12 protein-coding genes are annotated in these 13,560 nt (G+C 69.3%); 6 read left to right on the top strand and 6 right to left on the bottom strand.

The genetic code is table 11. The features are described from left to right. Positions 1–32: 32 nt before the first annotated feature. The 4 genes from ACSQ2B_RS09780 to ACSQ2B_RS09765 all read left to right on the top strand — a co-directional run bounded on the left by ACSQ2B_RS09780 (position 33) and on the right by ACSQ2B_RS09765 (position 5,162). Positions 33–2,279, top strand: coding sequence for a TonB-dependent receptor (locus ACSQ2B_RS09780; RefSeq protein WP_436049350.1), 2,247 nt, complete (start codon positions 33–35; stop codon positions 2,277–2,279). Positions 2,280–2,495: 216 nt separating this feature from the next. Next, complete coding sequence (locus tag ACSQ2B_RS09775) at positions 2,496–3,656, top strand: aromatic ring-hydroxylating oxygenase subunit alpha (protein ID WP_436049349.1); 1,161 nt, start codon at positions 2,496–2,498, stop codon at positions 3,654–3,656. Then, the gene (gene ygiD, locus ACSQ2B_RS09770) at positions 3,653–4,453 is read left to right on the top strand and encodes a 4,5-DOPA dioxygenase extradiol (protein WP_436049347.1); all 801 of its coding nucleotides are present in this window, start codon (positions 3,653–3,655) and stop codon (positions 4,451–4,453) included. The genes ACSQ2B_RS09775 and ygiD overlap by 4 nt, the downstream gene beginning before the upstream one ends. A 58-nt stretch (positions 4,454–4,511) precedes the next feature. Then, entirely contained in the window at positions 4,512–5,162 is a 651-nt protein-coding gene (locus tag ACSQ2B_RS09765) for a LysE family translocator (RefSeq protein WP_436049345.1), read from the top strand. 15 nt (positions 5,163–5,177) lie between these two features. On the opposite strand, the gene ACSQ2B_RS09760 is transcribed toward ACSQ2B_RS09765, so the two are convergent. Beyond that, positions 5,178–6,005: an oxidoreductase gene (locus ACSQ2B_RS09760; protein ID WP_436049343.1), complete on the bottom strand. Its 828-nt coding sequence runs from the start codon at positions 6,003–6,005 to the stop codon at positions 5,178–5,180. 7 nt (positions 6,006–6,012) lie between these two features. Then, positions 6,013–6,867: a TauD/TfdA dioxygenase family protein gene (locus tag ACSQ2B_RS09755; protein ID WP_436049341.1), complete on the bottom strand. Its 855-nt coding sequence runs from the start codon at positions 6,865–6,867 to the stop codon at positions 6,013–6,015. 246 nt (positions 6,868–7,113) lie between these two features. Between ACSQ2B_RS09755 and ACSQ2B_RS09750 the strand changes: the two genes are divergently transcribed. Together ACSQ2B_RS09750 and ACSQ2B_RS09745 are read left to right on the top strand one after the other, a co-directional pair. After that, positions 7,114–8,196, top strand: a complete 1,083-nt coding sequence (locus tag ACSQ2B_RS09750; protein WP_436049339.1) for an acetamidase/formamidase family protein — start codon at positions 7,114–7,116, stop codon at positions 8,194–8,196. Between the two features lie 10 nt (positions 8,197–8,206). Continuing rightward, positions 8,207–9,112: a ribokinase gene (locus ACSQ2B_RS09745; protein WP_436049337.1), complete on the top strand. Its 906-nt coding sequence runs from the start codon at positions 8,207–8,209 to the stop codon at positions 9,110–9,112. Here ACSQ2B_RS09745 and ACSQ2B_RS09740 read toward each other — a convergent pair. Genes ACSQ2B_RS09740 through ACSQ2B_RS09725 form a run of 4 tightly spaced genes read right to left on the bottom strand, consistent with a single transcriptional unit; the run spans position 9,109 to position 13,554 of the window. Continuing rightward, positions 9,109–11,241: a TonB-dependent receptor plug domain-containing protein gene (locus ACSQ2B_RS09740; protein WP_436049335.1), complete on the bottom strand. Its 2,133-nt coding sequence runs from the start codon at positions 11,239–11,241 to the stop codon at positions 9,109–9,111. The genes ACSQ2B_RS09745 and ACSQ2B_RS09740 overlap by 4 nt on opposite strands. Next, positions 11,216–11,935 carry a 4'-phosphopantetheinyl transferase family protein gene (locus tag ACSQ2B_RS09735; RefSeq protein WP_436049333.1) on the bottom strand — a complete coding sequence of 240 codons (720 nt, stop codon included), beginning with the start codon at positions 11,933–11,935 and terminating at the stop codon, positions 11,216–11,218. Before ACSQ2B_RS09735 ends, ACSQ2B_RS09740 begins: the two co-directional genes overlap by 26 nt. Next, positions 11,925–12,674 carry a 2,3-dihydro-2,3-dihydroxybenzoate dehydrogenase gene (gene dhbA / locus ACSQ2B_RS09730; RefSeq protein ID WP_436049331.1) on the bottom strand — a complete coding sequence of 250 codons (750 nt, stop codon included), beginning with the start codon at positions 12,672–12,674 and terminating at the stop codon, positions 11,925–11,927. Before dhbA ends, ACSQ2B_RS09735 begins: the two co-directional genes overlap by 11 nt. A 4-nt stretch (positions 12,675–12,678) precedes the next feature. Continuing rightward, positions 12,679–13,554: an isochorismatase family protein gene (locus ACSQ2B_RS09725; protein WP_436049329.1), complete on the bottom strand. Its 876-nt coding sequence runs from the start codon at positions 13,552–13,554 to the stop codon at positions 12,679–12,681. Between the last annotated feature and the right edge of the window lie 6 nt (positions 13,555–13,560).

Here is a 13,560-nt window from a genome sequence, read left to right as displayed (position 1 = left end):
TTACCACCTGTCTGTTTGCTATCGCAGCGTGTATGGCGTCCGCCGCCTCGGCTGAAGCCCTGGAGGCGGCGACGGAGGCCGCGCCCGCCAACGTGACGCTGGACACCGTCATCGTCACGGCTGAGCGTCGCGGCGTCGACGTCCAGCGCACCGCGGCCGCGATCACCGCTGTTCAGGCCAAGAGCCTGGACGAAGGCTTCATCACCCACATCACAGGGTTGAACTCCCAGGTGCCCAGCCTGCAGGCCACCAAGACCGCAGGCTTCGAGAACCTGGTGACGATCCGCGGGGTCGGTTCGGGAACGCCGGAGAACGGCCTGACCACCTCGCCCGGCGTGTCGCAGTTCATCGACGGCGTCTACATCGCCAACACCATCGCGCTCGACCAGACGCTGTTCGACATCGACCGGATCGAGGTGTTGCGCGGGCCGCAGGGCGCGCTCTACGGGCAAAGCTCGATCGGCGGGGCGATCAACATGGTCACCAAACAGCCGCAGCTGAACCGGTTCGACGGCTATGCCGACGTGAGCGTCGGGACCTATGAGCTCTTCCGCGAACGGGCGGCGGTGAACATCCCGGTGAACGACAGCGTGGCCATCCGGGCCTCGGTCCAGAAGTTCGACCGCGAAGGCTTCACCAAGAACGTCGCGCTGGCGCCGCTGACGCTCGACGACGCGCACGATGCGAGCGGCAAGGTGGCGGTCCTCTGGAAGCCCAGGGACAACTTCTCCGCCACCCTCACGGCCCAGCTCTACAAATCCAACCAGCACGGCGACGCGCAGAAGAATATCAACGACCCGCTGCCCGACCCGCGCGAGGTCTTCCAGGACTATCCGAGCCACTTCAGCCTCGAGAGCCAGCTCTACCACCTGAACCTGCAGTGGGACGGGCCGGCCTTCTCGCTCCGCTCGGTCAGCGCCTATCAGGGGCTGGACCACGTGCAGCAGATGAGCTCGTCACGCAGCGCGTTTTCGCTGATCGGGGCCTACGACAACATCGCGGCGTGGAACACCCACGTGCACAACTACACCCAGGAGTTCGACATCCTCTCGCCGGAGGGATCGACCTTCGAGTGGATCGTCGGCGCCTTCGCCCTCTACCAGGGCAGCAAGCAGTATGTGGTGGAGTTCGGCGGCAATACGCAGCCTACGGCGGAAGACCTGACAATTCCGCCCGACGTCAGCACGAATCCGCCCTCCAACCTGAACTACGGCAATATCTCGCACGTGCTCAGGCGGTCCTTTTCGGCCTTCGCCCAGGGTACCTATCACGTGAGCGACAAGCTGCGGGTGACGGGCGGCGTCCGGCTGAACCACGACTATTTCAAGAACAACAGCTACAATTTCTCGGCCTTCGGTACGAGCACCGTGGTCAACCGCAGCAAGGGCACGACGCCGACCGGGCGGATCGAGGCGAACTACGACGTCACGCCCGACAACATGGTCTACGCCAGCTATGCGCGCGGCTATAAGCCGGGCGGCGTCAACGGCAACTCCGGCCAGGCGGTGATCCTGCCGACCTTCAAGTCGGAAAAGAACGACGCCTTCGAGATCGGCTCGAAGAACTACTTCTTCGACCGCTCGCTGCGCTTGAACGTCGCGGCCTTCTACTACAACCAGAAGAACTTCCAGTACATCCAGACGGACCCGGTGCCCTTCGCCGCGGGCATCTCCAACATCCCGAAGATCCGCGACTACGGCGTCGAGTTCGAGGCCCAGTACGTCGGCCTCGACAACCATCTGCGGAGCGGCGCGACCCTCTCGCTGGTCAAGGGCGAGATCGTCGGCTCCTACAAGACCATCGACTCCACCGTGGCCAACGCCATCATCAACGATCCGTCGTTCTCCAGCCCCTGCGCGTTCGGCGGCGCCTTCTACAATCCGGCCTGCTGGGACGCGGTGATCGCGGCGGCCCGGGACATCAAGGGCAAGACCCCGCCCGCCATGCCCAAGGTCTCGGGCACGGCCTACGTCTCCTATCGGTGGGATCTGCCCCGCGGGTCGATCACCAGCAAGGTCCAGTACACCTATCGCGGATCGATGTGGGCGCGGGTCTTCAACCAGCCTGCGCTGGACCGGGTGAAGTCCTACAGCACGACCGATCTCTACTTCGAGTACGCGCCCAACGACGCCAAGTACCGGGTCTCGCTCACGGCGACCAACCTGTTCGACAAGGCGGGCGTCAATTCGCGCTACACCGACCCGTACGGCACCGGCCAGACGAGCCAGCAGTTCATCCCTCCGCGCCAGGTGATCGGGACGATCACCTACACCTTCTAGTCCCAGTCGCCCTTGGCCGCAGACGCCGGGCGCGCCAGCCCTTCTTCCCACGTCGGAAGAAGGGCCGGCGAAACTCTCCGTGCGTCCTGGGGCAAGATCAGATCTGACGCGCCGCCTACCGTTGCATCGGTCGCCTACGCGTCCTCTTCAGCAAGGTTGTTCCAGATGTCCTCCGTCCTGACGGACGCTTTTTTTCGGAGTCTCGAGACCTCGACCTTGAGCCTCGACAGGGCGCAGACGCTGCCGCCCGCCTGCTACGTCGCCGCCGACTTCTACGAATTCGAGAAGGAGGCCCTGTTCAACCATGAGTGGCTCTGCGTCGGCCGCGAGGACTGGGTCAAGGAGCCCGGCGACTACTTCACCAGCCAGATCATCGGCGAGCCCATCGTCGTCGCGCGCGCCCGCGACGGGGTCGTGCGGGCCATGTCGTCGGTCTGCCAGCACCGCGGGATGCTGGTGGCCGAAGGCAAGGGGAAGGCGCGCGGCTTCCTCTGCCCCTACCATCACTGGGTCTATGGCCTGGACGGCCGGCTGGTGAACGCCCCGGCCATGGAGCGCACCTGCGACTTCGACAGGAAGCAGGTGCGTCTGCCCGAGTTCAAGGTGGAGATCTGGCTGGGCTTCATCTTCATCAACTTCGACCTCGAGGCCCCGCCGCTGGCGCCGCGCCTCGGCAAGGTGACCGCGGCGCTCGCTGGCTACGACCTCGAGCGCGCCGAGCCCGCGGGCGTCAACACCGGCCAGTTCGCCTGGAACTGGAAGGTGATGTTCGAGAACAATAACGACGGCTATCACGCCTCGAAGCTGCACCAGGGCCCGCTGCACGACTTCGTGCCGAGCGAACTGGCGGTCTTCCCGCCGTCAGAACCCGACGACGCCGGCTTCCTGCGCTTCAACGGGACCCTGCATCCCGACGCGAGCTTCAACCCCACTCAGCGCGCGGTGCTGCCGGTGTTTCCCAAGCTCAGCGAGGCCGAGCGCGGGCAGATGACCTTCGCCAATGTGCCGCCGACCCTGTCGCTGGTGCTCACCTGCGACCTCGTCATCTTCTTGATCCTGCGGGCGACGGGGCCGGAGACGATGGAGCAGGACACCGGCGTGCTGGTGGCGCCGGGCGCCGCCCAGGTCCCCGGCTTCGCCGAGCGCCTGGAGATGATCATGACCAGCGCGGGCAAGATCATCGCCCAGGACATGCATGTGGACGCCCTGGTCCAGGTGGGCCTGCGCTCCCGCTTCGCGCCCCGCGGCCGCTACTCCTGGCAGGAGGGCGCGCAGGGACAGTTCAACCACTGGCTCGTGCCGCGCTACCGCGCCGCGCGGGACCGGCTGCAGGCGAGCGCTGCGGCTGCGCAGCCAAGCGGAGAGAGCAAGTCATGACCGCCGACGCCCGCATGCCCGTGGTCTTCTTCGGCCACGGAAGTCCGATGGTCGCGATCCTGGCCAACGACACCAGCCGCTCCTGGTACGAGGTCGCCCGGTCCTTGCCGCGGCCGAAGGCGATCCTCAGCATCTCGGCCCATTGGGAGACCCGGGGGACGGCGGTGACCGCGATGGCGCGGCCCCAGACCATCCACGACTTCGGCGCCTCCTTTCCGAAGGCGCTGTTCGACAAGCAGTATCCGGCGCCCGGCGATCCGGCCCTGGCGAAGCGCGTGGTCGAGCTCCTCGCCCCGACCACGCGGGTGGCGCTGGACGACGGTCAGTGGGGCCTCGACCACGGGACCTGGTCGGTGCTCGTCCACGCCTATCCAGAGGCCGACGTGCCCGTCGTCCAGCTCAGCCTCGACGTCCGCCTGACGCCGCAGCAGCGGTTCGAGATCGGCCGCGGGCTCATCCCGCTGCGGGACGAAGGCGTGCTGATCCTCGGCACCGGCAATGTCGTGCACAACCTGCCGGCGATGAACTGGGGCGACGCGGCCTGTCCGCCCTACGACTGGGCGGCGCGGTTCAACGACGAGATGCGCCGGGCGATCGTCGACGCCGAGCCGGAGCGGGCGATCGACTTCGTTCGGATGGGCCAGGACGCGGCGCTCGCGGCGCCGTCGCCGGAACACTTCTGGCCGCTGCTCTACGTCCTGGGGGCGCGCGGGCCGAACGACCAGGCGCGGCTGTTCAACGACCGTATCGAACACGGGTCCTTGGGCATGACCAGCTTCGTCTTCGAGGCGGGCTGAATCCGTCGGTCGACCCGTTGCGGATACTGATCGCCGAGCAGCATATGAATGCGGGCCGATGAACGAGCGGGGCGTCGACATGACCGTGCATACTTGGTGGCTGTTTTTCGGGGCGGTGTTCCTGCTGTCCGGCACGCCGGGGCCGAACATGCTGCATGTCATGACCCGCAGCGTGAGCTTCGGCTTCCGGCGCAGCGTCTTGGCGATGGCCGGGTGCCTCACGGCCGTCGTCGCCGTTCTCGCCGCCTCGGCGGCCGGTCTTACGGCCCTGCTCGTGGCGTCGCCGACGATCTTCGGCCTGCTCCGCTATGCCGGGGTCGCATATCTGATCTATTTGGGCGTGAAGGCTTGGCGCGCCGACGATGCGCCCATTGACGTTGGAAAGGACACGCTGACGCCGACGTTGTCGGGATGGCGGATGTTTCGCGGCGGATTTGTCATCGGCGTCAGCAATCCGAAGCTGCTCCTTTTCGCCGCGGCGTTCCTGCCCCAGTTCGTGAACAGCGCCCAGCCTAAGGTCCCGCAGTTCATGATCCTCGTCCTGACGTTCGCCGTCATCGAGATGTTCTGGTACGTCGTCTATGGCGCAGGTGGCCAACAACTGGCCCGTTATCTGACGAGGCCGGCGCTGAAGCGAGCCTTCAACCGCATCACCGGCGGCATCTTCATCGGCTTCGGTTGCGCCTTGCTGCGGGTGCGCCCGAGCTAGAGCACGTGGTCGCGTTCAGTCCGCAAACCCCGTCGACAGGCTGAGGGCCGCCCAGCGGCCGAACTCCTCCTGGAAGGCGGCCATCGCCTGGGTGGCGTAGTGGACGGCGTCGGCGCCGAGCAGCAGTTGGACCGGCGCGTCCGCCGCGCCGGCGATGCGCAGGATGGCGGCGGCGACCTTGGCCGGATCGCCGCCCTCCTGTCCGGAGTGGCCGCCCAGCACCCGTTCGGCGTTGTGCGCGGTGGCGTCGTAGTCGGCGATCTTGCGCTCTGTCACCCGCATGGAGCGGCCGGCGTAGTCGGTGCGCATGCCGCCGGGCTCGACGTTGGTGACCTTGATCCCGAAGATCTCCACCTCCTGGGCCAGCGTGCGGCCGATCCCTTCGAGCGCGTGCTTGCTGCCGCAGTAGATCCCGGTGCCGGCCCAGGCGGCCAGGCCGCTCACCGAGGTGACGTTGATGATGTGTCCCGCACGCCGTTCGCGCATGTGCGGCAGCGCCGCCTGGATCGCCGCCACCGGCCCGAAGACATTCACCGCGAACTGTTCGCGCACCTCGGCGAGGGAGGCTTCCTCCACCGCGCCCACCAGGCCGTAGCCGGCGTTGTTGACCAGCACGTCGAGCCCGTCGAGGGCGGCGATCGCGCCACGGACCGCCGTGCGGACCTGGCCCTCGTCGGCCATGTCGGCCAGGAAGCCGTAGGCGCGCCCCGGCGCCAGCGCCTCGAATTGGGCGAGCGCCGCCTCTGTGCGCACCGTGCCGGCGACGCGGTCGCCGCGTTCCAGCGCCGCCAGCGCCAGCGCCCGGCCGAGCCCGCTGTTGGCGCCTGTGATCAACCAGTTCATCAGCGCCTCAGAACGGCTTGTCGCCGCGCACCCACAGGCGGTGCATCTCGCGGATGTATTTGGTGTCGTCGAACAGAGTGCCGGTGTGCAGAGTGCAGCGGTTGTCCCACATCAAGACGTCGCCGACCCGCCACTTGTGCCGATAGACGAACCTGTCCTGGGTCGCGTACTCGACCAGTTCATCGATCAACTCCAGCCCCTCGGGATTGGGCATTCCGACCACCTCCATCACCGTTCCGGTCGAGGGCCACAGCGCCTTGCGGCCGTCCGCGGGATGGGTGCGCACCAGCGGATGGAAGACGTCAGGATTCTGCGCCTTCAGCTCCTCGCTCAGCTCGCGCGCGCCGTATTGGCGGGTCGCCATGAAGTGCTGGTAGGAGTGGTGCAGCACCTTGCCGTCCAGCTCGGCCTGCCGCTCGGGCGGCAGGGAAGCCCAGGCCGCCACGCAGTCGGCGAGCAGGGTGTCCGCGCCCTCGGCCGGCACTTCCACGGCGTAGAGCATGGTCGACATGACCGGCTCGGGTTTGTAGCTGTAGTCCGTATGCCAGCCGACCCCGTCGTTGTGGGAGCCGATCGGCTTGCCGTCGACGATGCGGTTGGACAGCCGGAACACCTTGGGGAAGCCGGGCACCGTATATTCCAGCAAGGTGTGGTCTTCCGGCTCGCCGAACTGGGCGACGAAGTCGGTGAGCTCGCCCGGCGTCAGCGTCTGATCGCGCAGGACGATCGCGCCATGCCTGTGGAAGGTGCGCACCACGCCCTGCAAGGTGTCGATGTCGGCGGTCCGGATATCGACGTCCAGGATCTCCGCTCCGAAGCCCGGCTTCAAAGGCCGTGTGCGAATGTCGGCCAAGGTGCTCACGTCAGAACCCCGTTAGGTGCAGATTTCGATGCAAACTTACGAACCGATTTTCCGGCTCGTCTTGCACCCATACGCCTCATTGCTTGCGCGAACGAAAAATCGCCTGCGCGCCGATCGGCCAGCCTTGGTCAAAAACCACGCGGCTTCGCCGAACAGCCGCGCCGGGGCGGGCGGGCTGAAGACCCGGGATCGGCGCGGGTCCTAGCGTCCGAGCCGGATTTGACCTTTTGGGGGAATTTCGCGCCGATGCCCTTCTTCTGCGACGACGGTGAGACCCGTCCCGACACCAAGCCCGGAGCCCTGCATCAGCTCAAGGCGACGCCCAGCACCGTGCACTGGGGCTATTTCGACGCCGCGCTCGCGCCCGTGCTGAAGGTGAAGAGCGGCGACCTGATCCAGGCCGAGGCGATCACCCACCACGCCGGCGACGCGCCGGAGCTGATGATGGACGAGGCCGTCCACGCCATCTTCCGCGAGATCCCGGAAAGCGACCGCAACCCCGGGGTCCACATCATGACCGGGCCGATCTACGTCGAGGACGCCAGGCCCGGCGACATGCTGGAGGTGCGCTATCTGCGCATGACGCCGCGCTGCAACTACGGCTCCAACCTCGCCGCCAACTGGGGCTATCTCTACAAGGAGTTCGACGAGAAGGAGCGCGTCACCATCTACGCGCTCGACCCCAACGCCCAGCAGGCCGAGGCGCTCTACGCCTACGACTTCCCCGGCAAATATCTCACGCCCGGCACGATCACCCACTGCCCGACCTGCGACCGTCAGCCGGCGCTGCAGGGCGTGCGGGTGCCGGCGCGTCCGCACCTCGGCACGGCGGGCGTTGCGATGGATGTGGCGGGCCGGGTCAGCACCATCCCGCCAGGCGCGCACGGCGGCAACATCGACAACTGGCGGATCGGGGCAGGGGCGGTGATGTACTATCCCGTCCAGGTGGAGGGCGGCCTCTTCTCGATCGGCGATCCGCACGTCAGCCAGGGCGACGGCGAGCTCTCCGGGACGGCGATCGAGGCCTCGCTCGACGTGCTCTTCCAGATCGTCCTGCGCCGCGACTTCCACTTCCCGTCGCCGCTGCTGGAGACGCCGAACTACTGGATCGTCCACGGCTTCGACGAGGACCTGAACGTGGCCACCCGCAACGCCTCGCTGGACATGCTGGGCCTGCTGCATGGCGAGATGGGCCTGTCCCGCAACGACGCCTATTCGCTGATGAGCGTCGCCGCCGACTTCGCCATCACCCAGGTCGTCGACGGCCGCCAGGGCGCGCATGTCCGCATTCCCCGTTCGGTCTTCCCTCGCAAGACAGCGGGCGGTTGAATAGGGCCGAATGACGCCAGCTGAGATCGTCGTCGTCGGAAGCTACAATCGCGACTTGGTGCTGTCGGTCGCCCGGCTGCCGGCGCCGGGGGAGACCTGCCTCGCGCTCGGACGGACGGAGGCGCACGGCGGCAAGGGCTCGAACCAGGCCGTGCAGGCGGCCCGCTGCGGCGCCAGCGTCGCCATGCTGGCCGCGGTCGGCGCCGACGCCGCTGGCGAGGCGGCGCTGGCCATGTGGCGTGACGCGGGGATCGAGGCCGGCCATGTGGCGCGCCTTCCGGGCGCGGCCACCGGAACGGCGGTGATCCTGGTCGATGCGGCGGGCGAGAACAGCATCGTCGTCGACCCCGGCGCCAACGCAGACCTCAGGCCCGCCCACGTCGAGGCCGCGGCCGGGCTCGTCCGCGCAGCCCGGCTGGTGCTGGCCCAGCTCGAAACCCCGGTCGCGGCCACCCGCCGGGCCTTCGAGATCGCCCGCGCCGCCGGGGTGACGACCGCGCTCAACGCGGCGCCGGCGCCGGAGGCGCTGGACCCACAGCTGCTGGCGCTTACCGACATCCTGTTCGTCAACCGGGTCGAGGCGCGCGCCCTGGCCGACGACGACCGCCCGGAGCGGGTGGCCGCAGCCCTCCTGCCCAAGGTCCGCCGCGCGGTGGTGCTGACCCTCGGGGCCGAAGGCGCTGTGCTGCTGCGGCCAGGCGAGCCGCCGCTGGCCCGGCCGGCGCGCCCGGCCGCCGTGGTCGACACCACCGGCGCCGGCGACGCCTTCATCGGCGCCTTCGGCGCAAGGCTCGCCGCGAGCGGGGACTACGGCTCGGCGCTGGACTGGGGCCTCGCAGCCGGCGCGCTCGCCTGCACGGCGCTCGGCGCGACGTCCAGCTTCCACGACGCCGAGGCGATTGCGCGGCAGGTCTAAAGCGGCTTGGAGATGGTCAGCAGGGCGTAGGCGCCGCCGCGTTTGCGGCGGCGATGCTCGGCGCCGAGCGGCGTCCGGTTGCTGTCGGGACTGGCGAAGCGCCGCTCCCGGTCGAAGACGACGTCGGTCAGCGCATAGCCTTCGAGCTTCACCTTGAAGCCGCTTTGCAAGGTCTTCTCGACATAGGCCTCCCAGACCGGATGGTTGGTGTCCACCAGGGTCTCGCCCGGGAAGTAGAGGTATTCCGACGCCCTGGAGGTGTAGTCGACGCCCCAGGCGGCGCGCCATCGCGCCAGATCCTGGCGAAAGCCGACCGTGACGCTGACCGGAATGGTCCCGTTGATCCGGCGGCGGCGGCCGTCGATCGGATCGCGCAGCCGGGTCTGGTCGAGCTCGCCTTCCACCCGCAGCTGGCCGCCCGGAACCAGCGGCTCCAGCGGCTGGGTGACCTTCACCGAACCGCCCCAGGCCGTCGCATGGGCGACGTTGCCCAGCGCCGAGCCGCCGTCGGCGAGCAGGATGTATTCGAGCACGTCCTCGCGCCAGGCGTGGAAGACCTCGACCGTCAGCGCGCCGCCCCGGCCGTAGCGCCGGTCGTAGTTGAGGCTGAGACGGGTGGCGGCATCCGGGCGCAGGTTCGGATTGCCGCCGAGCGGGCGGTCGTCGCTGGCCACCACCGAGGCTGCGAAGTCGGCGAAGTCCAGCTGACCCACGCTGCGCGCGACGGCCAGACGCCACTGGGTCCGCGCGTCGGCCTTCCAGAGCAGGGCGGCCGACGGCTTGAGGTCGACCAGGTTGCGGCGGCTCTGCGCATCGCCGCTGACGGCGATCCGCGACCATTCGCCGGCGAGCCCGGTCTCCAGCGAAAGGCGGGAGGTCAGCTGGGTCTTGAGGTTGACGAAGGCCTCGCCGCGCAGCTCCGTGACCCTTACATTGGCGGCGGGCAGGGTGATCGGCGTGACGACGCCGTCCTCCAGGACGGCGGCCCTCAGCCGGCTGTCCAGACGGTTATGGGCCAGCTCGATCCCGACTTCCGGAAGGAACCGGTGTTCGCCGATCCGCGACAGCGTCACCCGTCCGATCTGCTCGGCCGAACGCTGGCGCAGCACGAAGGTCTCGGCGCTGACGCCGCCGGCGGCGTCGCGGCCTTCCTGCTCCTGATCCTGGTCCGCCCGGCCCCAGATCGCCAGACCCACCAGCTTGGCCTGCCAGTCCCGGGCCAGCGCGCGCGTCCAGTCGCCGCCGACCTCGGTGTTGGCGATGCGGTCGAACACCACGAGGTCCTCCGTGCTGGAGGGCGCCCCGGCGCCGGCCGGCGCGAAGACCACCTGGTCCTGGCGCTCCCGGACATCCTTCTGTTCGTGCCGGCCGTTCAGGGCGAGGAGGCCGCCGCCGAATGGGCCGGAGAGGGCGCCGGTCAGCACGCCCTCGATGTAGCGCTCCTCGACGTCTTCTTCCCGGACCTCGGTCGGCGCTCCGGCCGCGTCGACGATGCGGTAGCGGCCGTGGAACGGATGGTATTCCAGCTCGAACCGCCCCGTCGCCGAAGCCTGCCAAGCGCCCACCGCCCGCGTGTAGCTGGCCTCCGCATTTGGAAAGACGCGCCCCTGCGGCCCGTACTCGATGGTCAGGGCCGCCGAGCCGGCGCCGGCGGCTTCAGGCCGGCGGACTACATTGGCCACCAGGCTCTGGCCCGGGACCTGGCCCGACATCCCGCTGCGGATGATCTCGATCTTCTCCACGTGCGAGGCGGGGATACGGCGCAGGGCGTCCTCGAGCCCGTCGGACTTGGTGGAGGGCCGCTGGCCGTTGACCAGCACATTGCCGGCGCCGCCGGCGAACCCCCGGACGCTTTCGCCGACGTCCAGGACGAAGCCCGGGGTGCGCGCCAGCATGTCGACCGCGGTCTGCGGCGCGAAGCGGGCATAGAAGCTGCTCGGATAGGTCAGGGCGGTCTCCGGCGAGGCGGAGGCGGCGATCAGCGGCGCTGGGCGCAGGTCGGCGGTTTCGGCGCGGACCTCTTCGCCGGCCATAGCGGCGAGGAGGGCGAGCGGCGGGCCGAAACGCCGGACTTTTGTCCCGGCCTCGGAGGGTGAACAGGCGTCAGGGGCGGTCGTCTGTTCGGGCATCGGCTCTCGGAATGGTTATCAGGCTAAACAAGCGGTTTTCGGAGATGCGGTAGCGGCCGGGGACGACAGCGCCCGCCGGCCAGCTGGGACTGAGGGCGCGCAGCAGCCGCAGCTGGGCGCAGCCGTCCGCGAGGCAGGTGAGCTCCGCGTCCTCATGGAAGAACTGGGCGCCGGTCAGCGGATTCAGCGCCTTGAACAGGCTCTCCTTCAGGGAGAAGGCGGCGGTCGCCACCAGCGTCGGCTCGCGGTCGGCGAGCCGGCGCCGTTCGTCGGCGGTCAGGATCAGGTCTTCCAGCTCGCGCGCCCGGGCCGGCGAGAACACCTCCTCGACGTCGACGCCCAGGCCGCTGTAGCGCGCCGCCAAGGCGGCCACCGCCACGGCGCGGCCCGCGCCGTGCGAGATCGATCCGCACAGGCCCGCCGGCCAGACCGGCCGGCCGTCGGTCTCCATGCCCGGGACGGCGGCGACGCCGGTGAGGCGAACCAGGGTCTGGCGGGCGCAGAGCCGGCCGGCGGCGTAGTCGGTTCGCCGCTTCGCCGCAGCCCCGGCCACCCGTTCCGGCAGCGCCTCGCCAAGCGCTGCGAGCATCTCCGACAAGGGTTGGCGCCGGACGTCCATGACCGCCACGGCGAGGCCGGGCGCGCACTCCCATGGCCAGCGGGGCTCCAGCAGGCAGGGCGGTTCAGGCGCCAAGGGTCGCGCCGCCGTCGATCACCAGGTCGTGCAGGGTGATGTGGCTGGCCCGGTCCGACGCCAGGAACAGGACCGCGTCGGCCACCTCGGCGGGCGTGGCGATCTTGCCCAGCGGAACGCCCAGCTTGAACTGCTCCGGAGAGCCCGCGACGGCCCGGGCGGCGCTGTCGGCGTCCGGCCACATGCCGCTCAGCATCGGGGTGTCCGTCGATCCGGGCGAGACCAGGTTGCAGCGCACGCCATAGGGGGCGAGCTCCAGTCCGGCGCAGCGGACGAGGCTGGCGAGGGCGGCCTTCGAGGCGCAGTAGGCGGTCATGCCGACCCGCGGCACATGGCCGGCGTTCGAGGCGATCGCCACCACCGCGCCGGCCCGGCGGGCGCGGAACGACGGGGTCAGGTTGCGCAGCAGGCTGAAGGCGCCGCCGGCGTTGACGTCCAGGCAGTCGCGCCAGTCCGCCTCGGTCAGGGTCTCCAGCGGTCCGATCCGCAGAACCCCGGCGGCGAGGATCACGACGTCGGGCGGGCTGTCGGCCAGCAGGGCTCGGCAGAGGCCGTCGACTTCGTCCGGGCGAGCGATGTCGAGCGCTTCGCAGGGGAAGGGAAAGGCTCCGCCGTCGAAGGTTCGATCCAGGCCAACCACCCGGGCGCCTTCCGCGACGAAGCGGCTGGCGATCTCACGGCCGATGCCGCGTCCGGCGCCGGTGACCCAGACGCGCTTTCCGATGAACTCAGCGACCATCGGGTCAGGCGAGCGCCGCGGCGGGCGCCAGCCGCGCCTGGATCAGCGCCCACCAGGCGTCGAGGGTCGGGCGGCGCGCAAGATCCTCGAAGCTGATGTCGACGCCCTGCCGTTTCCAGTCGGCGACCAGCTCCATCAAGCGGATGGAATCGAGGCCGAAGTCGACCAGGTTGTCGTCGCCGGCGATCTCCTCCTCCGCGTCCTCGACCAGCAGGCGAAGCGTCGCCGCCAGCGCCTCGCGGGTCCGCGGCGGGCCGACGATGTCCTGGACGCTGACCACCCGGCCGCAGCGACCGGCGACATAGGTCAGCGCCATCAGGTGCTCCTGGCGCGAGAAGTCGCCCAGGGCGTCGGCCACCATGAACGGCTGGATGTCGCGCATGAAGGCGTCGAGCGCCGTGGTCAGGCAGCCGATGTGGGCATAGACCCCGCAGATCACCAGCTGGTCGCGGCCCCAGGCCTGCATCTTCTCCTGCAGCGGCGAACGCTGGAAGGCGCTGTAGCGCCACTTCACCAGCACGGTGTCCTCGTCGCTGGGCTCCAGCTGGGGCGTGATCCCGGCCAGCGCCGGGTCGGCCGCGGTGAGGCCGGGCCCCCACATGTCGTTCAGCAGAGCGCGGTCCAGCGGGCTCTGTTCGGTCGGCTGGGCGGTGTAGACGACCGGCACGCCGAGCGCGGTGCAATAGGCGCGCAGCCGCCGGATGTTCTCGATCAGCTCCGCGGCCAGCGGGCTGTCCTCGCCGTAGAAGGCCATGAAGTAGCGCTGCATGTCGTGGATCAGCAGCACGGCGCGGCGCGGGTCGAAGGCCCACGAAGTCTTGCCGGCGGGGATCTCGTCGGCGGCGGGCAGGGGATAGGCGGCGATCCTGGGGATGCTCATCGCGGG

Source organism: Phenylobacterium sp. LjRoot225, from assembly GCF_964252855.1.
GTDB lineage: Bacteria > Pseudomonadota > Alphaproteobacteria > Caulobacterales > Caulobacteraceae > Phenylobacterium.
The sequence above is the reverse complement of the archived record's forward strand: the minus strand, read 5'-3'. Positions and strand labels throughout refer to the sequence as shown.

Excerpts from the sequence above, each read along its gene's own strand:
- ACSQ2B_RS09780 (WP_436049350.1), top strand. The coding sequence starts at position 33 with ATGGCGTCCGCCGCCTCGGCTGAAGCCCTGGAGGCGGCGACGGAGGCC.
- ygiD (WP_436049347.1), top strand. The coding sequence starts at position 3,653 with ATGACCGCCGACGCCCGCATGCCCGTGGTCTTCTTCGGCCACGGAAGT.
- ACSQ2B_RS09765 (WP_436049345.1), top strand. The coding sequence starts at position 4,512 with ATGAACGAGCGGGGCGTCGACATGACCGTGCATACTTGGTGGCTGTTT.
- ACSQ2B_RS09760 (WP_436049343.1), bottom strand. The coding sequence starts at position 6,005 with ATGAACTGGTTGATCACAGGCGCCAACAGCGGGCTCGGCCGGGCGCTG.
- ACSQ2B_RS09750 (WP_436049339.1), top strand. The coding sequence starts at position 7,114 with ATGCCCTTCTTCTGCGACGACGGTGAGACCCGTCCCGACACCAAGCCC.
- ACSQ2B_RS09745 (WP_436049337.1), top strand. The coding sequence starts at position 8,207 with ATGACGCCAGCTGAGATCGTCGTCGTCGGAAGCTACAATCGCGACTTG.
- ACSQ2B_RS09740 (WP_436049335.1), bottom strand. The coding sequence starts at position 11,241 with ATGCCCGAACAGACGACCGCCCCTGACGCCTGTTCACCCTCCGAGGCC.
- dhbA (WP_436049331.1), bottom strand. The coding sequence starts at position 12,674 with ATGGTCGCTGAGTTCATCGGAAAGCGCGTCTGGGTCACCGGCGCCGGA.
- ACSQ2B_RS09725 (WP_436049329.1), bottom strand. The coding sequence starts at position 13,554 with ATGAGCATCCCCAGGATCGCCGCCTATCCCCTGCCCGCCGCCGACGAG.